The organism is Priestia aryabhattai (assembly GCF_023715685.1).
GTDB classification, from domain to species: domain Bacteria; phylum Bacillota; class Bacilli; order Bacillales; family Bacillaceae_H; genus Priestia; species Priestia aryabhattai_B.
Genome location: NZ_JAMBOQ010000009.1, coordinates 19,969 through 45,834, shown reverse-complemented (window position 1 = coordinate 45,834; position 25,866 = coordinate 19,969). Strand labels below are relative to the sequence as shown.

The following is a 25,866-nucleotide window of genomic DNA, read 5'->3' as shown; positions in this document are numbered from 1 at the left end:
TTATCAAAAAATGATTAATATGTCTTGTCTCCGTTAAAAATAGAATTTTTCACAATAACATAATCAACATTACGAATTGCTTCTAGCTTATTTCCTCCCGCATAAGAAATAGAAGACTGAAGATCTTGTTCCATTTCTATAAGAGTATTTTTCATAGACCCTTTATGTTTTACCAACATCTTTTTACCTTCTACATTTTTCTTTTCACCTTTTTGGAATTCAGAGGCAGAACCAAAGTATTCTTTATATAGAATTCCATCTTTCTCAACTGATTCACCTGGAGACTCTTCATGTCCAGCAAATAGTGATCCAATCATTATCATGGACGCACCAAATCTGATTGATTTCGCAATATCACCATGCGTACGAATACCACCGTCTGCAATTATAGGCTTGCTTGCTGCCTTTGCACACCAACGCAAAGCTGCTAATTGCCAACCACCTGTTCCAAATCCAGTTTTAATCTTTGTAATACATACTTTTCCTGGCCCAATCCCTACTTTTGTTGCATCGGCACCAGCACGCTCTAGATCTCTTACTGCTTCTGGAGTTCCCACATTTCCTGCAATAACAAAACTATGGGGCAAGTTTTTTTTTATATGCTGAATCATCTGTATGACGGCATCTGAATGACCATGTGCAATATCAATCGTAATGTATTCAGGTGAAAGTTTTTCCTCTGCTAGTTGTTGGATAAATCTATATTCCTCTTCTTTAACTCCTACACTAATAGAAGCAAATAACTCACGTTCTTTCATATCTTTAACAAAAGACATTCGCTTCTCTGGCTGAAAACGATGCATCACATAAAAATAGCCGTTTTCTGCTAAGTAAATTGACAGTTTTTCATCTATAATTGTTTGCATATTGGCGGGCACGACAGGTAACTTAAATTTACGCTCCCCAAATGTTATAGTCGTATCACACTCAGTCCTGCTGTTCACTACTGATTTAGCAGGAATTAGCTGAATATCTTCGTAATCAAACACATTTTCCATTAAATACACCTCTAAAAACGAATAATTAATAATTAATAACCGACAAAAGTTCGTACTATGATAATATAGTTTATTTCTATAAGTATGTCAAAAATTTAGCCTATTTATGCTACATAATTAGTTCAAATCTACACCTAAGCTCAATTATTTAAGCTTAGTTCTCATGCTAGAATATAGGAGATCAACGACCAACTAAATCAAAGGATAATGAACATTTATAAGATGTATGCTCTATACAATTGTAGTTAACATAATGTTCCTTATAGGAAATCGTTTCATAATCTTTTTATCCCCTCCATATATTTAGACGATATAAATTCATCTATAGAGGAGGAAACTAATATGAGAACAAAACAAATGCGATTACGACGAATCCAACATCTGGCTCATGAAATTATGGATAAAATGAATAAAGATAATGAATACACAGACTGTCTTACATCAAAAATAGTCATAGATAACCTCCCACGAGCACTCGGTAACTTAGCAGATCCATTCGGCAACTATTCACTTGAATACTTAGAAGAAAAGGTAGACAAAGCACATTACTTATTATTTAAAAATGAAACAAAGCTAAAAATAAAATAATCATGAATGAAAATGATTATTATTATCAATACTATTAATAAATAAGGGTAACCATCTTCCTTATGGTTACCCTTATTTATTAAGCTTCTGGTATAAACGTTTTACAATCTGTATCTTCACTATCTGATGCTTGTTTGCCTTTATGGCTGACAACGTAAATCTCATCTGCCGTACATTTGTTGCCAGAATGCCAATACTTACAGTTATTTACTTCACAAAGAATATTTTGTTCCAAATTATCACACCTCCTCTTTTGTTATGATTAACAAGTTGGAGGTAGTTGATACGGTTCTGGTGCAAAGATTAAGTCCCTTTTAAAGAAGCATATAGATTCCTAACCGAATCTGTTCTTAGGCAACCATTCCAAATAGTTGATAGATGAACTTCATTTGATTTCGGACAGCCTTGTCCTGTAAAACAAGTTGCCCCTTTTTTATCATATGCATTGCTTCTATTCCAGAAATAATGGATGTAGCTGTGCGAAAAGATTTTAGTCCTAACATTGAACGAACTCGCTTTTTAATAAAACGATGATCTTGTTCCACGATGTTATTTAGATATTTGACTTGCCTTATTTGGATGCCTACAGGCATCTTTTTTTCTTTCTTTAACTTTTCAATGGCTATAGGATAGGCTGGGTTCTTGTCTACTGTGATCACACGGGGCTTGGAAACATGAAAAGACCGCAAAGCTTTCTTGAAGAAGCGCTTTGCAGCCCTATGATCTCTTGTTTTACTTAGGTAAAAATCAATTGTATTTCCTTCTGAATCAACGGCACGATACAAATACATCCATTGTCCTTTTACTTTTATATAGGTCTCATCCACTCGCCAAGAATCATTAATTGTCTTAAGGTGACGCCGTACTCGCTCATCTAATTCAGGGCCATATTGATGAACCCAGCGCATAATTGTTGTATGAGCAATGGAAAGTCCTCGTTCTTCCATCATTTCAACCAAATCACGAAAGCTGAGGTTATACCGTAGGTACCATCTTACATTTAACATAATGATATCAGGTTGATAGTGTTTCCACTTAAATGAATTTTGCTTTTCCATACCGATCACTTCCTTTTTAGAGTACTAGTATCAGTATGTCCAAGTTTAAAAGATTTGTTTCAAGCTAGGTTGTATTTTTGCACCAGAGCCGAAATATAAGTGTTCTTTATGTCAGACGTCAATTTTAACGGGTGAAGGATTAGAAATTCATCACAAAAACCCTAAGTTTCACGGCGGAACAAATGAGTATAGAAATTTAACATTGGTTCATACATCTTGCCATATTCTATGGCATAAAACATTTCCAGCAAAAGGGGAAGTCCCAAACGGTAAACAAACTAAAGCATTTTCTAAAATGCTAAGAAAAAGAAAACTGTAAGGTACTTATAAAATTGATTTGCAAGGTGCAATGTGTTCAAGATAGACCGGTAAACGTACACTTGAGCCGTATGTTCTGAAAGGGACACGTACGGTTCTTAGGGGGGAAAGGAGTGGTAACATTCGTGACCTACCCGACTGAAGAAGAGTATCTAAGCATAGATGATATAGAAAAAGAGAAGGTTAAAAAACCTTCTCTTTTTTTAGTTTAACTGTGTTTTAACCCTCTTTAATTAGAAAAAATACCTTACTCTCTAGGTGTTTTTTCTAATTTATTATGTTATAACTTTTCTCTTAACATAGAAATTTCTTCAATTAAATCTTTTATTAATCGTCCTAATCCGGCTAATTGTTCATCTTTGCGATCATAATCATCAATTTTCATAGATAGTTCTAAAATACGACAGGTCTCTTCAACTGTCAGGCCATGATCTCTTGCAAGAGTTTTTACTGTATCAAGAAATTTAACAGCATCATTATCAAAATAATCTTTTCGGGGTGTTTGATTAAATAATGTTCTCATTTTCTCTCTCCTTAAAAATTTAAGTTTCATATTAGTAAATTGTACAAATAAATCAGCGCCAGATTTGTAACTAGTACAGGCTGAGAGATTATATTTATTGCAAAGGCGTATTTTTAAAACTTGAGGCATTCGATTTCCAATGTTGCTGCCTATAACGTATTCGATAATCATCTAACGATCACCTACTGCAGTACATTTTCTTTTTTATTTTTATAAGTAGACAAGCAAGCTCACTGAAGTAGTTACATAGTATCTAAAGAATAACGACTTCGTTTATTAATCAGTATCTATTCCGTTAGTTTTTCTACGTGAATATTGACAATGTTGATTGAAAAAGAGCATCTGAGCATAGATGACTATATAATAAAAAGAGAAGGTTTTTAACCTTCTCTTTTTTAATGTAAATGTGTCTTCAGTCTTTTTAAAGCTTGAGACATGCAATTTATAATGTTGCTACCACTATTTCAGTTAGTTATTTTTTAATGCATGAAATAAAATTTCTGCTCCTCTTGTACTTAACACTATTCCACCTGAATATAACCTGTTTTGTAGAGAGATTTCACCTGTTATCATACATTCGAGCAAATGCGTATTTCTCTTTAAAATAATCTTGTCTTCATTTTCATTCATATGAATTTTTACAGGAGCTTTCTCTTTAATATTAAAAATGCGTCGTATCTCGATTGGAAGAGCTACACGCCCTAACTCATCTACTCTTCGTATAATACCTTTTGATTTCATTCTTCATTTCCCTTCCTTGCTATTACTTGCTATGATAAATGCTGAAATTTACACAACTAATAATGAGAATGGAGAATTCCCATAAAACAAAAGTTAATTGCGTCACAGCGCTTATCAGCAATATCATATTTTCTATCGGAAATTCTCAAAGTCCTGATGCTACCAAATAGACGGAGACGATTAAATCAAAAAAGACTTATATCACTCTAAAAATGATACAGGACATTTTCTTTTTAGCTACCTCTTCAGCATCTAGACATCCTTTAAATCCAGATGTTCAAAATACGATTTTTATCAAGCATTCCTCCGAAATATCCTCTATTATTGTTGTAATATACCAGTGAAAAATTAACATATACTTAGAAAACCCTTAAAAAATGATTAGAAATTTGAAGATAATAAGTTGTAGCTTATTTCAAAGCTACATAACAGGAAATAATATGAGCCCTAACTTTGAAAAAATGAAAAAATGGAGAGCCTTTGCCCCCATGCCGGAGTAATACATAGGGTTACAGGAAGTCATGAACAAACAACTGGAAGTCCATCAACCTGTTTTAACAGAAGAGCAAATGGAACAGATCAATCTAACACTGATTGAAGCATTACAGACAAATAAAAAGGTGTACCTTACACACTACAAACGGGGGCGATGTATAACCGAAACAGGATTCATCCAATTTGTTGATTCCCTGGGGAATTTGTTTATTTTTATCGATGAAGTATTTGAATTAAAGAACAAAATGAGGTTAAGTGAACTAATTGATGTTCGTTTTACATAAAATAATTTCACCTTCGCTTTTTGTGGTAGTCTAATAAGAGTCACTTAGAAAAGAGTGATCAACGTGGAAGAAAAGCATTTAGTTGGTAAGGGTTGAAAGGGATGGGGAAATGAGAGATATTTGGGATGATGGATACAGTCAATCAAAAAAATTAACAGAAGAAATGGTCAACGAAGCAGAAAAGAAGTTGGGTGTGAAGTTACCAAAATCCTATATTGAGTTATGTAAAATACAGAATGGGGGCAATTTAAAGTATTGTGACTACCCTACCTCTGTTCCAACAAATTGGGCAGACGATCATGTAAACGTTCCTGAAATTTATGGAATAGGAAAAGAAGGCATTTTATCCAGTGATTATTATATAGAAGAATGGGACTTACCTAAAGATATTGTTCTATTATGTGGAGAAGGACATTGGTGGGTTGCATTCGATTATCGGAATACAAAGGATAATCCTCCTATAATTTATATGGATCTAGAATGGGGAACAGACACACTTATTTTTGAATTAGCTCCTAACTTCGAAACATTTGTAAATGACTTATTTATTTATGAAGATGAAGAATGACTATATTTATACAATAAAAAGGAACTGGCATTCAATTGTCAGTTCTTTTTTATTGATTTCATGAGTAAGGATCTTACACCTTCGTGTTAGTTTAATCGCATTTTCACTCTTTTTAAAACTTGAGGCATCTGATTTATCAAGCTCTCGCTGATTCTCCTTACGTTCTACTTTAGGCGTTGGAACATCTTTCGATCTCTCGTCCATTTTATGAAAAATATAAGCCACTAGGCCAACCCCCAGCATATAAAAACCGATCGCATTTTCCATCACTACCTACTCATCACCTACTGCAGTAGAGTTTCTCTTTTATTTTTTGAGTGGACAGGCAAGCTTACTGAAGGAGCTACATAGTATCTAAAGAATCACGACTCCATTTCCTAATCAGTATCTATTTCGGTAGTGTTACCGCGTTAATACAAGCTTTATGCGCCTAGTGAAGCCCTTCATGGAATCTGTAAGGGAGCTGAGCTGGAGAGGCGAAGGGGGCGACCGGATGCACGATGTTGAAAAACGCTATACATCAAATGTGAAAAAATAAATAATTTACGAAAGTAGGTAGCAACATGAAAAAAACACAATGGTTTGGTTTTCAAAATGTTTTTCAACCTCGTCTGAAAAAATCTCCAACGAAACCTCGTCCTTTCCACGCTTATTCCTTTGTTCCTTTCAGTCCATTTGCCATGCTTGACCCCACCATTCTGACCATAGGAGGCATTATACAGGTAGCAAGTATTCATGAATTGATGGAGAAATATAAGGGTAACTGTTTAGATAATGCAGTTATTGAAAATTTCTTTGGTCTATTAAAATCAGAGTTACTCTATCTACAAGAATTTGAAAATATAGAGCAGTTCAAACAGGAATTAGAGGCCTACATCCTCTATTACAACCACCTACGAATAAAAGAAAAATTAAAAGGATTGACTCCTGTACAATACAGAATTCAATCCTCATTAGCTGCCTAGATAAAGTGTCTAACTTTTTGGGTTCAGTTCAATCAGAGACCAGTAGTTTTTCTGTTGTGCGTACCATTATTTTTAAGGCGATGTTTCTTTGAAAACATCTTTAGTAGTTTACTCATGATATTTGATATTATTCAAGTTAGACAAGTTAAATATAATAAAAGAAATAGGCAGAATATTTTAATAATCACTTTACTTTGTAATCGCTTTCATCTATACTAAGGATAGGTTGGATGGCATGAGTGGCTGTCATAGTATTTAGCGTAGGTGGGGCTGATACGAGGGAACAGGGCATAGAAGAAATGTCCTTTTTTATTTTGCACAAAAAATAATATTTAATTATCTATGTCAGGAATCATAACAAAGTTATAGTTTTTTTATATCAATTTCTAGTAGTATAAGGATAGTTGATTGAAGATTCCGAAAAAATCCTTTTTGTATAAAGACAGCGCTCAATTGATTGAGCGCTGTCTTTGTGCGGTTTCCTATAAATTGTTTTATGTTAACAAGAAATCTCTTCAGAACAAGGACTGGGAGGATTTCTATAGAATTCTAAATAGATAGATTGACTACCAGTACCTTATGTTATATCAATAATGAATAGTGAAACAGGAGGAGTCCGAAATGAAACATCAAACATTATCACTATATGATTATCACGTATGGGCAAATCAAAGAATTTTTGAGCACTTAAAAGAACTACCACAAGATATTTACCAAAAGGAGATTCAAAGTGTTTTTTCTTCCATCTCAGAGGTGTTGGCGCATATTTACACTGCTGATACCACGTGGTTGAGTGTTATGTCTGGCGACGGTTTTGATGAAATCACAAAACTAAGAAACCAACTGAGGGAGAAAACAAAAGGAAAAAGTATTGAGGAAATGGAGACGATGTTTTTTAACTTATCCGAGAGATTTAAAGCATTTTTCGATCGTCAAGGGAATCTAGATCAAGCAGTTTTCCCAGAACATCCTAATTTTGGTCGGTTGGAAACTAACCTTTTCGAATTGGTACAGCATGTTGTCAATCATGGAACGTATCATCGTGGGAATATAACAGCTATGTTGCGACAGTTAGGATATCCTGGTATTATGACTGATTATGTTGTTTATTTGTATGCAATGAAGACGAAAAGGTAGATTTTCCTCTGCTAACTACCGATAATTTGTTTTATATAAACTAAAAATGTATAGAGCATTCATCAGATTCTAGGAGATTTTGTTCAGCAATCGGGCCAAATTCTTGAATAAGAGAAGGAATTATTAGAAAGTGAATCGAAACTCTAAGTTATTCAATTATCAAAGCAAGTAGTGTGAGTAAAACTAGGCAATATGTATATTAAGTGCAACATTAGCTTGTTTTTTAACCCTCTTGGCGTAATTAAACCCATTCTCTTTCGTCAATAAATATAATTAAAAGGAGTCCGAAGTTATGAAAATTTCTAAGGGAGTGGAGATGCTCCATCTTGAATTTCATGGGAATATTATTCATCCAACTCTTTTGTGGGATCAAGAAATGGCAGTTTTAATTGACACCGGATTCCCGGGACAAATTGAAGATTTGTGCTTGGCAATGGATGCAGTAGGAGTATCGTTCGACAAACTAAAAGTTATAATTTTAACTCATCAGGATCTGGACCATATAGGCAGTGTTCCTGAGATATTACAGGAGTGTGGAAGTAATATTAAAGTATATGCTCATGAGTTGGATAAGCCTTATATCCAAGGGGAATTACCTCTATTGAAAGAAGGGCACCTAGAGAATCTCCCGAAGGGTAGAGTGGACGATACCTTGAAAGATGGTCAAGAATTACCGTATTGCGGGGGAATTCGGGTCATCCATACTCCAGGGCATACGCCTGGCCATATCAGCTTATATTTGAGGCAAAGTAAAACACTCGTTGCTGGGGATTCGATGTACAGTGTAAATGGAATAATTGGAGGAATTCATGCCCCAACAACACTTGATATAAAGGTGGCTCAACTCTCTTTAGAAAAATATTTAGATCTTGATATTGAATCTATGATTTGTTATCATGGAGGATTAATTAAATTAAATATTAATGATCAGATTCAAAAAGTAATTTCATATTAAATTTCTTGTTCCTTCTTCAAAAAACAGTGTTAGTATATAAAGAAAGTCAAAAGAATGGGACATTTTGTACCTAACTAACATACACCATCCTATGTTTTAAAGTTTTTTCAATCTAGGTCTTTTAAATCTTTTCAATACTGTTATTTAGATACTCATGTTATTTCATTAAAGGGTGCTTTAATTGAATAAGCAACAAAAGGATCTTCGATTGAAGGTCCTTTTTTTCATGCTGATAATCAGCTTTATGTAACATAGAATTGCATAACGTATAAAAAGATTAATTACTTTTTATACGTACAATAAGATTTATTTTAAATAATAAATAGACGTTTTATCATTGGCTTTTTCACTGTCTAAATAGGTGTTACTTTTTAGATTTTGTCTACTTAGAATATTTTTAATCGATTAAGATTATAAGAAATATATATGAAATTTATAAAAATAGCATTGGAAAATATGTGAGTCAAGGTTTTGGCAGAATGCATAATGCATCTATTGAAAAGTTATACGATAAGGTTGAAGTAGGTACACCGATTGCCATTACGTATTTATATAAAAGTTTTGTAGAGTTGACGTGCGTATACGGTTACGAGTTCAAATGATATCATTAAAAAGAAAATTAGTTAAAAAGCAGCATTCTCATGCGTAAATGGCATAGAAATGCTGCTTTTTTCTGCAGATATAGGTATATACCTTTACATTTTCTTTTACAATTCACCGTATTAAACCTTATTATGGAAGTAAATTCAAAATAAGGTGGGAGGTGCTTGTATGAGAGCTAAGATTGAGAAAGCGAACCATGTAGTGATGTTTGAAACAGCTGGTGAGTTTTATGCACACGAAGTGACTCAAGGTCCTAAAGTGGGTTTCTTTGCTTGCCCCTCTTGTGGAGTGAAAGTTTATCATAAACAAGATCATTTCTTTTCACGTGAACATGCGCGTACGTGTACTTACGTACAAGAGCAATCTAAGAAAAAGTTCTAAACCTGTATTCAAAAGCTTATTTATAAAATTAATATTGGTTAGTTTATACATTTCTAGTATGATGTGAAAGGTGCAATTATGAACATATAAAAGGAGAGTCAGCATGAAGGGACTAAGTACGTTAAGAAAGATAGATGCAGTGGGGTGTATAGTGATTCCCATTGAACTAAGAAAGGTACTGAATATAGATAAAGATGATTCAGTAGAAATTTTATTAGAAGATGATCATATAGAAATAAAAAAACACAAAGAATACGATAAATGTATAATTACAGGTGAGGTCACCCCTCAAAATCGCAGATATGCAAATAATGTGGTCCTAAGTCCATTAGGTGCAAGAATTTTATATAATGAAATAAAAGACAAGCAAAAACCTTTGAATCTTAAAGTCAAAGGTTTTTTAGGTAGAATTATTTTTTATTGTGTATATTATCTAACCAATTTTGTACAGAAGAACCCAGGTTAGTTGCTCCCACTTTTAATTCATCCATAATATAAGAAATTAAATTGGGTAAACTGTACTCTTCCTTATAAGGGTTATTTTTATTGATGAATTTTAATACCTCTTTTAATTCCTTTAGCCTTCCCTGGTCCAATTCTTCTTCTAAATGTCGAGTCATGTACTCATCTACAAAATCAGAATTCCTTATGCTCGCTTCAATTAAGAAAGATGCTGCTAATGCAGGAGAACAATCTAAAGCATAGGCTAAACGTTTCAGAACATCATACGTTTCTCCGTGTCCATCTTTTAATCGAGTAGAAACACGTTCTTTTTCTATGTTTTTATATAACTGTCTGATTGGCTCTTTGGACATATCACCCATATACACTGTGCTGCCAGAGCTAAATCCTCTTCTAAAATAATTTGATAAATAATCCATAACTTTTGAAGAAGCAAGACCTGATATACAAATTGATTCAACCACATTTTTTACAGGGGTATTTGTGATGTAAGATAATCGATAAATACATTCTTTAAGATCAATTGGAAGTGATGGTTTTACATCTCGTTTTTTGTCACTTCGAACTTTCCTCTTCTTCTCTTCTACTCTCACACAATCACTCCTAAAATCTAAATTTATCTCTAGGACAATGACTTTTTGTACATACCTAAAATATGTATATGGCAGGGGAGGGAGGAGCATGTATATTTTTTTAGATATTGGAAAAAACTTATAATAGTAGAACATGAGAGGAGTCTTTTGTATGAAAATGACGAAAGAAGAAGCACAAGAAATCGCAAAAAAAATAAAGGAAAACTCCAATAAGTACGGATTACCTGTGAAAAAAAAAGAAAAATGCTAGTGCAACCTAGCATAGGATATACAAGATAAAGTCTTCGATTTAATGAATAAATGGGAAGCATATACTTTTCTACTATATTACATAATGACATTTATTAAAGTGCGTAATGAAGTAGGATAAAGTTTATAAAAAGTTACGTTTTATTCTAACAAAAAAAGCCACTAGGATATCTAGTGGCTTAGTGTTTTAAAAATCGCTATATTCTTCGAGATCATCATCGTCTAAGGACCCAGACACCTGTTCTAAATCTGCAATCTTACCTTCTTTGAAGGTTTGACTTTCTGAAGGCTTCTCTTCTATATCCTCTTGTTTACCCACAAATCCGTTGGACTGGGCTAATTGCTTTATCTCTCGTAGTTCGGAATTGATATGTTCAAGAAGTTCTTCTGTTCTGTGCCCTGGCTCTACTTGGTTGGTAGATACACGATGAAGGTCACGAACAATTAAAGATGAAATATAGTCCCCTAATTTTCGAGACTTCGCATATTTTGCAAGTATGTCATAGACTTCATCACTTAACTGATTGGTTTTAATCGTAAAGGCGTTCTGACGCTCTGACATGGTTATCACCTACGCTGTTAGGATTTAACGGCTTTCTTCTCAGCTTGTTTCTTTTGAAGGTAACCGATGCTTCGGATTTCTAAGCCAAATAAGTTTAAGTGACGGCTATCTTCCGGTACTTTATGATATTTCTCTGTACGTTCCTCACCGATCTTTTCACTCATACTCGTCATAATGGCTACTTCTAGTGTCGGAGCAACACCACCACTATATACGTATTTACGGATCTTATTTGCTGGCGGTGGGGCCACATCATTTAACTTCGCTAGTAAAATCTCTACATAGTCTTTTAGAGAAGATGTAATTTGAGCTGTTAAATCAATGGATTCACCCGTGTTTTCATTTTTTAACTCAAATTTTTGTTTACTGTAGTTATCTAAAATAAACTGATCAAAAGCACGCAAATCGGTAAACAACTCTGGGAATTTCTCTTTTCGTAACTTATCAATGTGCGCTAAGTAGGGAATACCTTCGATACTTTGGAATGATTCACGGCTGTTCGCAGCCTTTAACCCTTCAGGTAAGATTACAACATCGATTGATCCTCCACCGATATCGACCATCACAGTTTCACATTCGACATATTCATTAGCATCTTCACGGTTTTGAAGCGTTAGGTCTTTCTTTAATGCAAAGCGTGCAATTTCGCCTTCTTTTAAGCATGCACTTTCTGCTACAGAGACATTTACTTCTTTTTCGAACCCTGGTGTATGAATACGGAAAGTATGGTCACCTACGAAGCGATTCGCCATCGCTTTTTGCGCTTCACCAAATGTGTTTTCTTTTTTCAGTAACCAGATTGGTAACATCGTAGAGAAGTAGTCAATCTCGATGCTGTTATCCTTTTGATCTTTCGCATGCAACGCATGGTAGTAAGCAATAGCTGCTAAAAATGTCACATAAGGAATATGACTTGTAATTTTGTTATGTAAACGATTGATGTGGTTGTTCGCAAGTTGTTGGCTTGCTGCGATATCTCCTACTAAGAAATAACGTTCTTTCTCTTCATCACCAATGGTCGTAGATAGTAAGATACGCTTCTTAAATTCTTCTGGTGCTGTCACTGCATCAGTAAAGAAAGAATCAGCTGCTTCTTTCTGGAGTTCGACTACATTTGTTGGGAAATCAAATAGATACCCATCGATAATATTCATATCTACGGAGTTTCCGCAGTCTTTATTAAAACGTGAAATTTTCATATCTATACACCTCATTTTTTAAGTTGAACTTCTGTTGAACTCATTATACAAGAAAAAAGCCAGATATTCAATCTTTTAGTTCAACTTATTTGTCATCAAAAACTTGCATATATCAACAATTATATTTTTTAAGTTGAACTTATTGTGAGGATAGAAGATGAAGGTCAAGAGAGCATTTTTGTAGAATAAGAAGATAACAAGTCGCTTATAATGAGAAATAAATGGTAAGAAAAATATGACTTTCACACAAAATAGGTAGATAGCTTCTAAAACACTAAAAGGAAAATAAAAGAATACACAGAACCTATTCTTATCGAGAGAAATAAAATTTGCTACAATAGAGCTAATCGAGGGAGTGATTTTATGGATCGTCAGATAGCTCAGTCCATTACTGAATTTTTACATACTCATATACAACCTTCCTTTATCATTGTGTTTGGATCTTTTGCAAAAGGAACTACCCATCAAGAAAGTGATATTGATATTGCTTTTTATGTGAAGGATAAAAAATTAGATAAATATGAGGTCTTCATGCTCGCGCAAGATTTGGCTGCCTTGTTAAAGAGAGAAGTGGATTTAGTTAATATTGCGGAAGCTTCGACCGTTTTTCAGGCTCAAATTTATACGACTGGAGAAATTATTTATTCAGGTGATGACACGTTGCGTATGAATGAGCAAATGAAGGCATTAAAGATGTATGCGAAATTAAATGAAGAACGAAAAGATGTATTACAGAAAGTAGACGAGAGTGGGAGTATTTATGAGAAATGATGTCATTTTAAATAAAATAAGTGTAATTGAAAGATGTAATAAGCGTATCCTGGATGTATACCAACAAAATCCACAAAACTTACTGGATTACACCAAACAGGATTCTATTATCTTAAATATACAACGTGCGTGTGAAGCGTGTATCGATTTAGCGATGCATATTGTAGCTGAGGAACGATTAGGTCTTCCTCAAACAAGTAGAGAAGCTTTTGACATGTTGGAGTCACAATCGATTATTACAAGTGAGATTGCGTACAGAATGAAAGCGATGGTAGGATTTCGAAACATTGCTGTTCACGATTATCAAGCAATCAATCAAGATATTCTTCAGCAAATCTTAGATAAGCATTTAAGTGATTTTACTACGTATACCAAGGAGATTCTTGATTATCAATAGAGAAGATTACTCTATTCAAAAAGGACAAACAAGTTATAATGTTTGTCCTTTTTGGTGTTTTGTAGATACTTATTCGATTTTTACCGTCTGAAAAAGTGTACCTTTTTGGACTATCTATATCAGACCATCTCAATCTTAAATTAAAACATTTTGGCGATATTCAAAAGCACGATAAACGTAAGGAACAAGAGTTGGAAAGATAAAAAAGAACAAAGACTTCTTAATTTATAAGAAGTCTTTGTTCTTTTTGTATTGTTATTTGTTAGTAAGTATTAGTTAGAGAAAAACAATTCCAAGTATAAATAAACATAGAGTAATAATGTTTATAACATTCTTAGCTTTGTCATCTTCTTTTATTGAAGTTACAAGTTCAAATATTATGACAAGAGTAAGTATAGACAAAGCTATCTGTAGAGGTAAGTTAAATGCATATACAAATATTACAATTAGAGCATATATAATACCTAAAATTATATTTTTTTTATTCTTAGTTGTTTCGTGATTACTCATTTGAAAAGCTCCTTAATCGACTGAAAATGTTTAAATCTTCTGTTCTTTTTAAGTGAAGGTTTTTGTAAATAGAAGCATAATAAAGAAGATGATAGCGAATGACAAACTCATTGTAATATAACTATATCTTTGTTAGTGGTCTTTTTTTGCATAAATAGCTTTGTTGACAAAGGAAAAAGAACACCTCCAATAATTGCTGTAACTAGCGTTTTTAATAACATCAAATACTCCTTTCTAAGAATTGTAGCAAAAATAAAAAGCTCCCCCAGCATTGGCAAGCGAGGTAGCTTTTTATCAGGATTCACAATTATAAAGTACCAAAATATAACCGCATGTAAACAATATCATATTTTTTCCAAAAATACTATTTTTAGAGGGGTGAGTATATATATAAAAGGTGCACTTCTTATACATTAGTTTCTCAACCACCTACTGAGAAAGCGTTGACAAACAAACAGTGTATAAAAAGCTGCATACTCCGGAAAAAGGGCCCTTGGCAGAACCGTCGGGACTGACCCCCTATAGTGAGACAAATAAAAAACACCTTTAAGTTAAAAAACGGGTATATACTACCTAACAATCACTTGGAGGTGTTTTTTCTATGGGGACAAGAGTTAGTTATCCAGCAGAGGTAAAGATAAAAGCTATTGAGATGAGATTAGCTGGTGTACCTGTCAAAGAAGTGCTTTCCCAATTAAATATTCGCAGTTACACCCAATTAAAAAGGTGGATGAGATGGTATAAAAATGGAGAAATGCATCGATTTGAACAGCCTGTAGGCAAGCAATATTCGTACGGAAAGGGACCTGGCTTTAAAGACGAAATATCCAAATTGAAAGCAGAAAACCGGTATTTAATACAACAGATTGAGGTTTTAAAAAAGTACAAGGAATTGGAGAGGAAGTGGTCCCAGAAATCGTAGTGAACGTAGTGGAAGAGTTAAAAGATAAGATACCAGTCTATCAAGTCTGTCAGTACCTTGATATCCCTCGATCGACTTATTATCGCTGGAGGCAACAGGAACAATCAGAACGGACAAAGAAAAAGAAATGGATGGAACAACAGATTGGTAAGCAGTGTCGTAAACATAAGTTCCGATATGGCTATCGAAAAATTACAGCATTACTCAATCGAACGATGAAGATTAACCATAAATTTGTACAACGTGTCATGCAGAAATACGGTTGGCAATGTCGCGTAAAACGAAAAAAACGAAAGCAAACAGGGCAACCTTATCAGGTTGCAGAGAATGTATTAAATCGTGAGTTTCAAGCTGATCGTCCTCTTCAGAAATTAGTAACTGATATAACCTACTTGCCTTTGGACCTAAACAGTTGTATCTTTCAAGTATTCAAGATTTATTTAATGGGGAAATCATTGCGTATTCGATTGGTGATTATCAAAACGTAGAATTTGTCTTAGATACGTTAAGCCAACTTCCTTCTTTACCTAAAGGATGTACGTTGCATAGTGACCAAGGCTCTGTGTACACATCGCATCTCTATCAACAAAAAATCAAAGAAAGAGGCATTACTATGAGTATGTCCCGTAAAGGGACACCCGCAGATAATGCCTCCATTGAATCGTTTCATTCCTCGCTAAAGTCTGAAACGTTCTACCTCGACGAGTTAACATATACAACGACCACCATCGTCGAACAAACCGTCGAAAACTATATTACCTATTACAACAATGCCCGTATTCAAACGAAACTAAACAACCGGTCACCAGTACAATACCGGCAAATGGTTGTTTAAAAGGTGCTTTGATTCCTGTCTCACAAACAGGGTGCAGTCCCGTCCTGCATCAAGGGTTCTTTTTTAGTATGTGTACCGGAAGAGACATTATGGTGACTAAAGATGTATATTATATACATTAAAAAGACCAAAAAAGCTACTAAATAGGGATCAGTAGCTTTTTTGGTTGTATATCTAGTTACATGAGTCAATGTTTGGCGACATCATGGGTAGCTTACTCAAGAAATAAAGATTTATTCATGATGAGTAACGTTGGAGAAATGTGGATTTACAACGATAATCATTTTGATACAGTTTTTATAAGACATTATAAAAATCAATTTACAAATAATTTAGACTTTATCTTATTGGGATTGTGAAGGTTTCTACTTATGTTAACTATTGAACTAGCTCCATATAGTTCATATTGGTATTATATTTAAACGAAAGATTAAACTGGAGTGAGGAATATGGATAAACCTATTATAATTGAGGATTATAATGCTAACTGGATACTTAAATTTGAAGAAGAAAAAAGCATTTTAAAATCCATTATGAAAGACAAAGCTATTGCCATTGAACATATTGGAAGTACATCTGTCAAAGGATTAGGAGCTAAAGAGATAATAGATATAATGGTTGGTGTTCAACATCTAAAAGATGTAGAGGAGTTTATCGAGCCTTTAAAAGATGTGGGATATGAACATATATCCCATGCACAGTTTCCTAATAGAAGATTTTTTAGAAGAGGATTATGGCGAGCAGGAACTCATCATTTACATGTATATAAATATGGAAGTAAAGAATGGACTAGTAATCTTTTATTTCGGGACTATCTAAGAACACATCCTCTGGTACTTCAAGAGTATCAGCAGTTGAAAAGAGACTTGGCTGAAAAACATCATTTTGATAGGGTAGCATACACAGAAGCAAAGGCACCATTTATAACAGATATTATTAGGAAAGCTAAAAACGATAAGAATCACCTATAATGCGCATTACGTAAAATTACTTAATAAATTGCACTGAAAAAAAAAGAATCCTTTGCCCATATAGGCAAAGGATTTTCAAGTTTATTGGAATAGGGGGGAATACGTTATTAGTCTGGTCAGATTTGTAGATTCATATACATATAACTTAAAAAATAAATATTGTAATCGACTCTACTTAGAAAAAAGCAACCTTTTTCTTTCACCTATGTTTCATGATTCGTTAAGTAAATACTAAAGTACTTTATGGATTATCAAAGTTTTACTTTTTACACTTAGTGACGACAAATATAGGAAATTTCACCAAAAAGTCGGCTTACCGACCATAAGCCAAAGCATAGTCATTAATAAAATGATGTAAATCCAAATAGATCGCTTTAGTTTAGTTGCCAGTTCTTTTTTATTTTGACCTTCCTCATTATACTTTCGAAGTGTTGGTGAAAACGCACGAGCCAGAAAGAACAATGAGCAAAAGAGGAAAATCAGTGTCATTATAATCCACGGAGTAGTCCACGTCCACGGGCCACACATAACGAGGAGTATCCCTGTTATAACAAGAACATGGCCTGTATGTTTTGCGAGCCTAACAACAGATTGAAATGTACTCAAATAGGCATTCATTTCCTGTTCTTTTGCTATATGTAGTTTTTTAACCATTGGCAATAGAATAAAGAAAGGACCAATAGATAAAATAACACTAGAAACATGAATATATACTAATATGCGGTACAACAAATCCATTTCTTTTACCTATCAATCGTTAACTGGTCTGAACTCATGCACCCATACCCTCATTTGCGGAAGCCAGGGCATTCCAGGATGATAAGATAAAATAGATTGCTTATATTCTTCTACTGTATCATAGCCCTCCTGGCGAGCAATTTCATCCGTTAATTCACCTAGTGATTGAGAATAAACCCGTTCCACTATGAATTTTTTATTCCCTAAGACCATTATCTCTCCTACATCAGCATACCTTCCATTTCGGCGAGTTGCTGTCTTTCTGCCCTTGATTACTTTATTTACATCATCCGGCATTGTTACAAGTCGATCGATTGTACATGTTTTGGGTGGTAGTTCATTTTGCGCTTCATGATTACTCATTAAAAAAACTCCTTTCATCTTTTGTCTCTTATACAATGTATCACACTTTCAATAACAAATTTTATTTGAATTTATTAGTTTGAAATTCCCTGTAATAAATCTGTTATAATTTATCCCTTTTCTTATTCGATGTTCTAATAACAGAGCCTTTTCTTTAAATAAGTTATTCCTTCAACCCACAGATGTTCATTTCCCTCGAAATTTTCTTTTTTTGAACAGTCACTTGAATTTTTCATTTGAGTAACCCTTTTTCCTTAAATACTTTTCTTAACGCTTCATTAATTAGTTCAGATTTATAATTTTTAGGAACACTATTTATAATGTTTAAAACGTCTTTATCAAAATAAAAACCCTGATACACTCTTTTGGATGGCGGTTTCGTACCTGCCAATAAAACGTCTACTACGTCACTAGTCCTATTGCGACCAATTCCTTTCTTTTTATCTTTACCTTTAAGGTGGCTTAAATCCTTACTAATAGTGGGTGTTTTTCTAAATAGGGTACTGAAATCAACATTTAACGGCTGTGGTGATTTCCCTGTATATTTGTAAGCAGACTTTTTATTATCCCATTCATATCCTAGTTTCTTAAATTTTCTTTGGATGGTTTGAGTAGTAACACTGTACATTGTGGCTAATTCTTTAATTGTCATTTCTTCTTTCATTATTTTAGTAAGCATTTCACCTATTAACATAAATAAAAGTCACCTGCTTTCATTATGCTTTTAGGTTTATATATTCATGACTCTTAAGCCAATATCCTGCATACATGATTTCTTCTGATAATCAGTTTTATGGTAACTAACCTTGTATATCCTATAAGTCATTCTCAGAGGATTTTAATTAATGCTATAGAATTTATTACGGATAAAGACTAAAGAGTTAAAGGAGAAAATTATGAAAGTAAGGGAGTTTCAAACAGAAGACATGCCTCAATTAGTGTATTTAATGGATCAGCTTGGCTATCCGACTTCTTTAGAAAAGCTAGAGAGTAGATTTAGCAATATCCAGTCTCAACCTAATTATCATACATTAGTAGCAGAACTGAATAACAAGGTAGTTGGAATGGTGGGGTTATGTCATAACTTATTTTATGAGTATGATAGTTCCTATGTAAGAATTGTCGCTTTTATTGTAGACGCTGACCATAGGCGTAAAGGAATTGGCGAGAAATTAATGAACGAGGCAGAAAAATGGGCGATAGGACAAGAAGCAACTTATATTATGTTAAATAGTGGAAACAGAGAAGAGAGAAAGATAGCTCATAAGTTCTATCTTAATATGGGCTATAAAGACAAAAGTACGGGCTTTTCAAAGCCATTAGATAAACAAATTATTAAAAATGAAAAAGACCTTAAACTTTAAGGTCTTTTTCTGACGCCGATAAAATCAATTACGTTAAGTAAATATCGTTAAAATTATTGGTTTTATTATTTACTCTTACATGTGTGGTTGATCATAGCTGCTTTTAATAGTTGATAAAAGTGAAATATATACATGTACATATCTAAAATATAGTATTAGGTTATAATTTGTCCAGTCAAAAGGTAAGCAAAATAAAAAGCTACCTCGGTTTTTATCAGGGTTCACACGTATAAACGTGTTAAAATCGATTCAAACCAATTATAGAACATTTTTGACATAAAATACACATTTTCCCATCTTTACATATGTATAAAATGTGCGCTTTTCATACATTCTCGTTTCTTTCAACTATCCAAATCGCTCCAAGACCACAAGCAAGATTTGGAACGATTAAATCTATGTGTACAATGCTCATTTTATTTGCATTAACCTTACTAGCGATGGGGATTTGGACAAATTCTCCAACAGTCGTCATTATTGTGGTTATTGTTGCCGGTCTTTTCTTAGGTACAAATAATACTCTCATTAGAACAGCCGTTATGGAGGTTGCACCCGTGGAACGAGCAACAGTTTCTGCTGCATATAGTTTTGTCCGTTTTATTGGAGGGGCAATCGGTCCATGGCTAGCTAATAAGTTAGCTGAAACCTATTCTCCACATGTTCCATTTATAACGGGAGCTGTTTTTGTTCTTTTAGCTATGCTTGTCGTTGCATTTGGGCGCAAACATCTATTACATGTTGATAAAATTACTCATTAAAAAACTTAACAAGCAGATGAATGCAACTCTCCAAATTTAAAGGGCATTTAAAAATAAATACCCTTTTACTAACAATTAAGAGAAAAGTTTCACCTTGAAAGGAGATCCTCGTATGTATAAAAAAATTTTAGTAGCATTTGATAGTTCAAAGTCCTCTGTTTCTGCCCTGAAACACGGAGCAGGACTAGCCAAAACGATGGGATCAGAACGAATAACAGTCGTACATATTAATCAAGAACTTCCCCTACAGGAACCCGTTCTTAATATTGATCTAGATAAATTAATTGATGACGAAGATCAACAGCTTTTATCTTCAGTTGTTCAATTTCTTTCTGAATCAAACGTTGAGTATGACGTGCATGCTTTTTATGGAGATCCTTCAACTATAATTACATCGTATGCCGAGAAAGAAGGTTACGATGTAATTATAGTAGGGAACACGGGAAAAGGTATGATAAAAGAAGCGTTGCTGGGAAGCGCAAGCCATAAAGTTGCACATTCTGCTGACTGCCCAGTTATCATTGTAAAATAAACTTTCATATAGTTTCTAAATGGTCTTTTATAAGAGCATAACAATTTTCTTCAGGTTGTACTTTAATAAATAGAAGATAGAATGATTGATTTAACTTTTCTTAATAGAAAGAAGCTGAACTAGCATGTGTTGGCTTTTCTTTTTATCAGAAAAGGGAGACCCAACTAGTTTAAATGTGGAGTGGGAGCGAATGGATAAAGATCTCGTTAAACTAATAAGAAAAAGTTACAACATGAATCAACGTGATTTTGCCAAAGCAGTTAATTGTAGTTTTTCACTAATTGCTTTAGTTGAAGTTGGGAAAAGAAGAGTAACAAAGGATCTTGAGAATAAGATTAAAAATGCCTTTAATCTTGACGATCTAACACTACCTATCTTTGTAGCTGATTTTTTTGAAAAAACTAGTTAATTTCTACTGTTAGCATAAGAAGTTTGTTTTTATTAAAATCCTTTTAAATTGAAAAGCCTTTTCCTGTAATGGCAAAGGCTTCTTTTTGACAAGTTTCTTCTATATTATATTGTTTGTATTAAGATTCAGATTTAAGTTTTTCAGTTAAGTGTAAAAAAGCTTCTTTATCTTTATTTTTTAAGGAATGATCAATTTCCTTAAGGATTTTCCTTTTTTTAAAGTCCTTTATAACTTGATCCAAAAACAATTCAGCCAACATTTCATCTTGTAAACTTGGAACAACTCGATCCATTTCGTTAAGCACATTATTTTCCATAAAACGTCAACTCCTTTAGCTTTTTCTCTTTTACAAACAGTATTCCCTTTTTTATTCTTTTTATGCAAGGTTGATAGATGAAGTGAGCCATAGAATAATATGATGATTACGCCCCTATGTCCTTTTAGATATTTTTCATATGTCTTCAATTAGATAAGAAAAGATAAAAACTAACTTTTGAAGATCAATGTTTTATTAACTATACTTATTAACCACGAATGTCGATTTTCACTTCTTATCATATAGCAATCTCTCTTCTACTCCCCTTTTAAGAAATTGTTATATTAATGATAGCTGAACAAAAAAAATCAAAAGTATTTAATGTTAATGCGGTTTTGGTAAAATAAACTTTATTAAAAATAAAAAATTAACGTATTTCATGTAAAGAAGTAAATCAATAAACTAACTTATAAAAATAACGGTTTTATTATTTACTCTTAATGGCGACAAATAGAACCTTTTCTTCTTTCCATTTTCCGTACCTTTTTATACATTTATCTCTGTTATTTCATCAAAAACGTTCGTAAAAATGTGTGTGTTTTAGAGTACGTTCACAATTTTTTTAAAAACTTAAACGAACGATAAAAATGATAGATTTCTTATATGGAACAACTGTTCGTAAATGTATAATTAGATGGTCGATCCTTCAGGGCTGATCGCCTTTTTTACCTCGCGTAATTCCCGCACGGTCATTTGGTCTACTGTTTTCGTTTCTCTTGCAGACGTTATATTATAGGTCGCGCACTTTCCTGTGTGAAACTTTCTTCGCCTTACATCGTTATAAGACTCCGGAGATGACAATTGGAGAGGCAGTTTAGAAAATTTAATAACGGAAGAGTTAGAGGAGTTGATCGGCTTAGATAAAGTCGGGTCAATCCAATCGTCTGCAGGAGACGAAACTGTTATACGCGAAGAAGGCGATGTATTTGCGGACTGGTATCGAAAGGAATTAATTCGTATAATAAAAGAGAATCAGTAGCAATACCATGGCAACCGAGGAGGTGAGCGAATATGAGCTTACGAGAAGAACTACTGGCGCAGGAATATGTCGAAAGAACAAAGCCGAGAGGATTCGTATACTTTACAGACGCTGACAGCCAAGTTGTCGCTAAGACTTGCCGTAAATGCCGTGAATTAAAACACGCAAAGAACTATCATTATAAAAGCGATGGATTCGGTCAACTTGGGCCATACTGCAGAGTTTGCGTTTCTGTTCGCGACCGAGATTATTACGTTAAAAATAGAGAGCGAGTAAAACGAGTTAAAAACGCTTATTACCATAGGAAAAGATCCGAGCAACTTTCTCTTAATTTATTCGGGGATAGCGAGTAGTATCACGGCGACCAATAAGGTCGCTTTTTTGTTTACATACTGATAAATCACTTTAAATCTCCTTATTGATCACACTTAAAATCGCCTAGCGTTATCATTGACGGTAGCAGTATCGATAACGATTCTATAGAGTAGAAGGATAATGGCGTCTTTCTCATCACTAAGCTATCATTTATAACTATATTATTCATTTGTAGTGAAGTAACATAAACAGATTCGCTGTAGTCATGTTACTTCCAATTAGATTTACGTGTTGATTTTGCTTTCAAGTCTCTTTTTGGGACACATGGAAATGAATCAATTTTAGCTGCCTTTTTAAATGCTGCTCTCCGTTTTCCACATGAGAAAAAAATCCATAAGGTTCAGTTATTGGATCCCCATTTTAATAAAGAAAATCAAGAAGATAAGCGATCTATTTTAGATGTACATGCACAACTTGAGAATGGAAGCCGAGTAAATATCGAGATTCAGCTCAATAATAAACATGACATGGAAAAGAGAACACTCTATTACTGGTCTAAAATGTATAGTAGTCAAATGAAAGAGGGCATGGATTACGGAGAACTGTGTAAAACGATTACCATTAACATTGTAAACTTCCGTTACTTATCTCATATCCATGATTATCATTCGATCTTTCAATTATATGAAAGAGAACAAAAAGTACTCTTAACAGATATGCTCGAAATCCATTTCATGGAGCTACCTAAGCTATTGATTAAGTGACGTAACAAAGAGGTTGACCTTCGAGAGGATCAACTCGTACGATGGTTATTACTACTTGAAGCATCCGAAGATGAAGAAATCACTCATGTATTGGAGGAGATTGCGATGCAAGAAGATCAAGTATTAAAAAAAGCAATGGATGAATGGGAACGTGTAAGTCAGGATCCCGAAGTCATACTAGCATATGAAGCCCGACGAAAAGCATTGTTAGATGAAAAATCCGCGTTAAGAAGAGCAGAAAACCAAGGAGAGACAAAAGCTCGGAGAACAGTGGTATTGAGTATGACTGAAAAAGGAATGAATCCTACTGAAATAGCAGGATTAACAGGAATTCCAGAAGAAATAATTAAGAAGCTACTTCAGCAGTAATCAGTTTAATAATCCATTATGATGCTTAAGTTGCATTGTTTTGAGAATGAATTACTTTTTGTAATCCGTTTTATGTAAATGAATTTTATAAGTGATAATCCAATTGAGATTTATTAAGATTTAAAAGGGAGTTATATAAAAAACAGCAAAAGAGATAAATTCAGAACTAGGTATTTTTACATCGTAAGTTCAATGGTGAAAGGTTTATTAGATGGAATACCGTTAAAGGTGAGCTTAATGAAGATATAGTAGATGAATCTATAAGAAATAATTATGAGATTCTATCCGATTTAATAGCTATGGACATCAAAGATAAATTTGGTGAAGAATATGATGTGTGGGAAGTCAATGAAAAGGATTTTAACGAAAAAATAAAGCCTGTTTGATTGTTTATATCAAGCAGGCTCTTTTTTATTCTTTCTATAAAAGTGTATCTCAAACGCAAAGACGGTGATATACAGTAATGGTTAAAAATCTTGTTCCTTCCACATCAGCCCAATTTCTTGTTCTCGCTGCAAAACCTTCTCGAGATAACGCTCTGTTGTCTTACGGTCGCTGTGCCCCAATTCTTTTTGAATGAGAAAGATGTCAGCTCCCTGCTGCCTACTGTAAATTGCGTAAAAGTGCCGAAAATAATGGGGCGTAATCTTGTCAGTCCGTTCTTTCACAAAAGGTAGCTTCGTTCGTTCAATAATACGCACAATATAATTACTTAAGTTTTTATATTGATAATATCCTCCGTCTTTGGCCGGAAATAATGGCCCTTGATCACTTGTGTTTAATGCCGTGCTGACATGACGTCGTGCTCTAAAGGCAAGGATTCGTTCATATAAAGATGGATGAAGTAACTTATCAAATTTCTTTCCCCCCTTACCGACTCCTCTTAACCGATAATGTCCACTTAAACTGTCTAGATACACATCTCCCCACGAAGCATTGGCTATTTCTTGTACACGAAGTCCTGTCATGGCCAACATGGTTAACAATCCATGGTTGATAGGATGATCTTTATAATAGTCTAGGAGCTGCTTGACTTCATGATAATAAAAATCACGATTTGGAATTTCTTGTTCGGATAATGATGTGCTTAAGATTTCTTTATGTAACGGATACTGAATATATCTAGTGTCATGTAACCACTTCATAAAACTCTTTAAAATTGTCATTTTGGCATCTAAGGTTGCCGGTGAATAAGGTTTACCACCCTTCCCTAATAATGCGGTGCTTAAATATGCCTGGTAGTTCCGTATATGCCAAGGCCTTAGATTTTTAAAAATCGTTTCTTCTATATAATTGTCTACATCTTGTCGTAAGAACGACTCACTTTCTGCCGCATACTGATAAAACTGCAATAAGATCCGTAAGTATTCGGTCTTTGTATTTTCTTTTCGTCCTCGATCCTTTCGAATATGCTTTCGTTGATGGACGTAGTAGTACATCATTTCTTCATCTGTAAAATCGCTGAACATGTCTTCGTCTTTTCGTTGGTGATGCTCATTTCTTTCTTCTAAGGAATCATAATACGTAGTATCCAGCATCAACGAAACGACTTTGTGAAAATCCCCTTTTCTCTCCCTTACTTCTGTTCCTATATTCACCAAAGAAAAATCTTGCATAAAACCTCTCCTTTCACGGATCATGTCTTCTTATTCCTACCTCTTTCTGGTATTAAGGTATTTTCTTCTCTATTAAAGATTAAGTATGTATGCATATGTATATAGACCATAAAGAACCTTTAGATAATAATAGTAATGTTTATCACGATGTCAAAATCATCAAAGATACTAATTAAATATCAAACATCTTTATAGATAAGTACATATTTAAATTTATTTTTTATAATTGTTACTTCTTTATTTTATCCTATATAGAAG

33 protein-coding genes and 3 pseudogenes are annotated in these 25,866 nt (G+C 33.9%); 21 read left to right on the top strand and 15 right to left on the bottom strand.

Annotation, left to right across the window (positions count from 1 at the left end):
- Positions 1–14 precede the first annotated feature (14 nt).
- Positions 15–998: a GMP reductase gene (gene guaC, locus M3225_RS25365; RefSeq protein WP_251399322.1), complete on the bottom strand. Its 984-nt coding sequence runs from the start codon at positions 996–998 to the stop codon at positions 15–17.
- Positions 999–1,340: 342 nt separating this feature from the next.
- Between guaC and M3225_RS25360 the strand changes: the two genes are divergently transcribed.
- Positions 1,341–1,586, top strand: coding sequence for a hypothetical protein (locus M3225_RS25360; protein WP_251399319.1), 246 nt, complete (start codon positions 1,341–1,343; stop codon positions 1,584–1,586).
- A gap of 79 nt (positions 1,587–1,665) precedes the next feature.
- On the opposite strand, the gene M3225_RS25355 is transcribed toward M3225_RS25360, so the two are convergent.
- Both M3225_RS25355 and M3225_RS25350 read right to left on the bottom strand, forming a co-directional pair.
- On the bottom strand, positions 1,666–1,821 hold the full coding sequence (locus tag M3225_RS25355) for a DUF1540 domain-containing protein (protein WP_182528226.1): 156 nt from the start codon (positions 1,819–1,821) through the stop codon (positions 1,666–1,668).
- Positions 1,822–1,936: 115 nt separating this feature from the next.
- Positions 1,937–2,644: an IS6 family transposase gene (locus M3225_RS25350; RefSeq protein ID WP_251399316.1), complete on the bottom strand. Its 708-nt coding sequence runs from the start codon at positions 2,642–2,644 to the stop codon at positions 1,937–1,939.
- Positions 2,645–2,696: 52 nt separating this feature from the next.
- Between M3225_RS25350 and M3225_RS25345 the strand changes: the two genes are divergently transcribed.
- On the top strand, positions 2,697–2,963 hold the full coding sequence (locus M3225_RS25345; RefSeq protein ID WP_308215772.1) for an HNH endonuclease: 267 nt from the start codon (positions 2,697–2,699) through the stop codon (positions 2,961–2,963).
- 279 nt (positions 2,964–3,242) lie between these two features.
- Here M3225_RS25345 and M3225_RS25340 read toward each other — a convergent pair whose 3' ends face one another.
- Together M3225_RS25340 and M3225_RS25335 are read right to left on the bottom strand one after the other, a co-directional pair.
- On the bottom strand, positions 3,243–3,656 hold the full coding sequence (locus M3225_RS25340; RefSeq protein ID WP_251399313.1) for a hypothetical protein: 414 nt from the start codon (positions 3,654–3,656) through the stop codon (positions 3,243–3,245).
- 297 nt (positions 3,657–3,953) lie between these two features.
- Positions 3,954–4,226, bottom strand: coding sequence for an AbrB/MazE/SpoVT family DNA-binding domain-containing protein (locus M3225_RS25335; protein ID WP_251399310.1), 273 nt, complete (start codon positions 4,224–4,226; stop codon positions 3,954–3,956).
- A 521-nt stretch (positions 4,227–4,747) separates the two neighbouring features.
- Between M3225_RS25335 and M3225_RS25330 the strand changes: the two genes are divergently transcribed.
- Positions 4,748–5,005 (top strand): YolD-like family protein, encoded by a 258-nt coding sequence (locus M3225_RS25330; protein WP_251399307.1) that lies wholly within the window; start codon positions 4,748–4,750, stop codon positions 5,003–5,005.
- Positions 5,006–5,114: 109 nt separating this feature from the next.
- A complete protein-coding gene (locus tag M3225_RS25325) occupies positions 5,115–5,573 on the top strand; it encodes an SMI1/KNR4 family protein (RefSeq protein ID WP_251399304.1) in 459 nt (152 codons plus the stop codon).
- A 6-nt stretch (positions 5,574–5,579) separates the two neighbouring features.
- Here the strand turns inward: M3225_RS25325 and M3225_RS25320 are convergent, their stop codons facing one another.
- Complete coding sequence (locus tag M3225_RS25320) at positions 5,580–5,840, bottom strand: hypothetical protein (protein ID WP_251399301.1); 261 nt, start codon at positions 5,838–5,840, stop codon at positions 5,580–5,582.
- A gap of 488 nt (positions 5,841–6,328) precedes the next feature.
- Here M3225_RS25320 and M3225_RS25315 point away from each other — a divergent pair.
- From M3225_RS25315 to M3225_RS25290, 6 genes and pseudogenes are all read left to right on the top strand, one after another.
- A pseudogene (locus tag M3225_RS25315) lies at positions 6,329–6,538 on the top strand (IS3 family transposase); the annotation flags it as partial.
- Positions 6,539–7,159: 621 nt separating this feature from the next.
- Entirely contained in the window at positions 7,160–7,675 is a 516-nt protein-coding gene (locus M3225_RS25310) for a DinB family protein (RefSeq protein WP_251399298.1), read from the top strand.
- Positions 7,676–7,967: 292 nt separating this feature from the next.
- Positions 7,968–8,630: an MBL fold metallo-hydrolase gene (locus tag M3225_RS25305; protein ID WP_251399294.1), complete on the top strand. Its 663-nt coding sequence runs from the start codon at positions 7,968–7,970 to the stop codon at positions 8,628–8,630.
- A 479-nt stretch (positions 8,631–9,109) separates the two neighbouring features.
- A complete protein-coding gene (locus tag M3225_RS25300; RefSeq protein ID WP_308215771.1) occupies positions 9,110–9,232 on the top strand; it encodes a hypothetical protein in 123 nt (40 codons plus the stop codon).
- 169 nt (positions 9,233–9,401) lie between these two features.
- Positions 9,402–9,614 (top strand): hypothetical protein, encoded by a 213-nt coding sequence (locus tag M3225_RS25295; protein ID WP_057240527.1) that lies wholly within the window; start codon positions 9,402–9,404, stop codon positions 9,612–9,614.
- Positions 9,615–9,717: 103 nt separating this feature from the next.
- Entirely contained in the window at positions 9,718–10,080 is a 363-nt protein-coding gene (locus M3225_RS25290; RefSeq protein ID WP_251399291.1) for an AbrB/MazE/SpoVT family DNA-binding domain-containing protein, read from the top strand.
- Here the strand turns inward: M3225_RS25290 and M3225_RS25285 are convergent.
- The 3 genes from M3225_RS25285 to M3225_RS25275 form a co-directional block, all read right to left on the bottom strand.
- Entirely contained in the window at positions 10,025–10,669 is a 645-nt protein-coding gene (locus tag M3225_RS25285; RefSeq protein WP_251399288.1) for a hypothetical protein, read from the bottom strand. The two genes, M3225_RS25290 and M3225_RS25285, sit on opposite strands and share 56 nt — an antisense overlap.
- 436 nt (positions 10,670–11,105) lie before the next feature.
- On the bottom strand, positions 11,106–11,480 hold the full coding sequence (locus M3225_RS25280; protein ID WP_251399285.1) for a hypothetical protein: 375 nt from the start codon (positions 11,478–11,480) through the stop codon (positions 11,106–11,108).
- Between the two features lie 17 nt (positions 11,481–11,497).
- Complete coding sequence (locus tag M3225_RS25275) at positions 11,498–12,679, bottom strand: Alp7A family actin-like protein (protein ID WP_251399282.1); 1,182 nt, start codon at positions 12,677–12,679, stop codon at positions 11,498–11,500.
- Positions 12,680–13,042: 363 nt separating this feature from the next.
- Here M3225_RS25275 and mntA point away from each other — a divergent pair, with 363 nt between their 5' ends.
- Both mntA and hepT read left to right on the top strand, forming a co-directional pair.
- Positions 13,043–13,450: a type VII toxin-antitoxin system MntA family adenylyltransferase antitoxin gene (mntA, locus tag M3225_RS25270; RefSeq protein WP_251399279.1), complete on the top strand. Its 408-nt coding sequence runs from the start codon at positions 13,043–13,045 to the stop codon at positions 13,448–13,450.
- Positions 13,440–13,847 carry a type VII toxin-antitoxin system HepT family RNase toxin gene (gene hepT / locus M3225_RS25265; protein ID WP_251399277.1) on the top strand — a complete coding sequence of 136 codons (408 nt, stop codon included), beginning with the start codon at positions 13,440–13,442 and terminating at the stop codon, positions 13,845–13,847. The genes mntA and hepT overlap by 11 nt, the downstream gene beginning before the upstream one ends.
- Positions 13,848–14,123: 276 nt before the next feature.
- Here the strand turns inward: hepT and M3225_RS25260 are convergent, their stop codons facing one another.
- Positions 14,124–14,357 (bottom strand): hypothetical protein, encoded by a 234-nt coding sequence (locus tag M3225_RS25260; protein ID WP_116515711.1) that lies wholly within the window; start codon positions 14,355–14,357, stop codon positions 14,124–14,126.
- A 601-nt stretch (positions 14,358–14,958) separates the two neighbouring features.
- Here M3225_RS25260 and M3225_RS25255 point away from each other — a divergent pair.
- Both M3225_RS25255 and M3225_RS25250 read left to right on the top strand, forming a co-directional pair.
- A pseudogene (locus M3225_RS25255) lies at positions 14,959–16,114 on the top strand (IS3 family transposase).
- A gap of 449 nt (positions 16,115–16,563) precedes the next feature.
- A complete protein-coding gene (locus M3225_RS25250; protein WP_251399274.1) occupies positions 16,564–17,085 on the top strand; it encodes a GrpB family protein in 522 nt (173 codons plus the stop codon).
- Between the two features lie 297 nt (positions 17,086–17,382).
- Here the strand turns inward: M3225_RS25250 and M3225_RS25245 are convergent, their stop codons facing one another.
- The 3 genes from M3225_RS25245 to M3225_RS25235 all read right to left on the bottom strand — a co-directional run bounded on the left by M3225_RS25245 (position 17,383) and on the right by M3225_RS25235 (position 18,880).
- Positions 17,383–17,823, bottom strand: coding sequence for a DUF2269 family protein (locus tag M3225_RS25245; RefSeq protein ID WP_251399261.1), 441 nt, complete (start codon positions 17,821–17,823; stop codon positions 17,383–17,385).
- A gap of 12 nt (positions 17,824–17,835) precedes the next feature.
- The gene (locus M3225_RS25240) at positions 17,836–18,186 is read right to left on the bottom strand and encodes an ASCH domain-containing protein (protein WP_251399259.1); all 351 of its coding nucleotides are present in this window, start codon (positions 18,184–18,186) and stop codon (positions 17,836–17,838) included.
- 232 nt (positions 18,187–18,418) lie between these two features.
- Positions 18,419–18,880 carry a hypothetical protein gene (locus tag M3225_RS25235; protein ID WP_251399256.1) on the bottom strand — a complete coding sequence of 154 codons (462 nt, stop codon included), beginning with the start codon at positions 18,878–18,880 and terminating at the stop codon, positions 18,419–18,421.
- Positions 18,881–19,082: 202 nt separating this feature from the next.
- On the opposite strand from M3225_RS25235, the gene M3225_RS25230 reads away from it, so the two are divergent.
- The 4 genes from M3225_RS25230 (at position 19,083) to M3225_RS25215 (ending at position 21,249) form a co-directional block, all read left to right on the top strand.
- Positions 19,083–19,550 carry a GNAT family N-acetyltransferase gene (locus tag M3225_RS25230; RefSeq protein WP_251399253.1) on the top strand — a complete coding sequence of 156 codons (468 nt, stop codon included), beginning with the start codon at positions 19,083–19,085 and terminating at the stop codon, positions 19,548–19,550.
- Between the two features lie 305 nt (positions 19,551–19,855).
- Positions 19,856–20,308: an MFS transporter gene (locus M3225_RS25225; RefSeq protein ID WP_308215770.1), complete on the top strand. Its 453-nt coding sequence runs from the start codon at positions 19,856–19,858 to the stop codon at positions 20,306–20,308.
- Positions 20,309–20,420: 112 nt separating this feature from the next.
- Positions 20,421–20,840 carry a universal stress protein gene (locus M3225_RS25220; protein ID WP_251399250.1) on the top strand — a complete coding sequence of 140 codons (420 nt, stop codon included), beginning with the start codon at positions 20,421–20,423 and terminating at the stop codon, positions 20,838–20,840.
- A 190-nt stretch (positions 20,841–21,030) separates the two neighbouring features.
- A complete protein-coding gene (locus tag M3225_RS25215) occupies positions 21,031–21,249 on the top strand; it encodes a helix-turn-helix transcriptional regulator (protein ID WP_251399247.1) in 219 nt (72 codons plus the stop codon).
- Positions 21,250–21,367: 118 nt separating this feature from the next.
- Here the strand turns inward: M3225_RS25215 and M3225_RS25210 are convergent, their stop codons facing one another.
- Positions 21,368–21,565 carry an IDEAL domain-containing protein gene (locus M3225_RS25210; RefSeq protein WP_251399245.1) on the bottom strand — a complete coding sequence of 66 codons (198 nt, stop codon included), beginning with the start codon at positions 21,563–21,565 and terminating at the stop codon, positions 21,368–21,370.
- 847 nt (positions 21,566–22,412) lie between these two features.
- Here M3225_RS25210 and M3225_RS29715 point away from each other — a divergent pair.
- The 3 genes and pseudogenes from M3225_RS29715 to M3225_RS25200 form a co-directional block, all read left to right on the top strand.
- The gene (locus M3225_RS29715; protein WP_285886029.1) at positions 22,413–22,544 is read left to right on the top strand and encodes a hypothetical protein; all 132 of its coding nucleotides are present in this window, start codon (positions 22,413–22,415) and stop codon (positions 22,542–22,544) included.
- 32 nt (positions 22,545–22,576) lie between these two features.
- The gene (locus M3225_RS25205; RefSeq protein WP_251399243.1) at positions 22,577–22,897 is read left to right on the top strand and encodes a hypothetical protein; all 321 of its coding nucleotides are present in this window, start codon (positions 22,577–22,579) and stop codon (positions 22,895–22,897) included.
- A 237-nt stretch (positions 22,898–23,134) separates the two neighbouring features.
- Positions 23,135–23,992: pseudogene (locus M3225_RS25200) on the top strand (Rpn family recombination-promoting nuclease/putative transposase); the annotation flags it as partial.
- A 467-nt stretch (positions 23,993–24,459) separates the two neighbouring features.
- On the opposite strand, the gene M3225_RS25195 reads toward M3225_RS25200, so the two are convergent.
- Positions 24,460–25,608, bottom strand: a complete 1,149-nt coding sequence (locus M3225_RS25195; protein WP_251399241.1) for a tyrosine-type recombinase/integrase — start codon at positions 25,606–25,608, stop codon at positions 24,460–24,462.
- Positions 25,609–25,866: the final 258 nt, after the last annotated feature.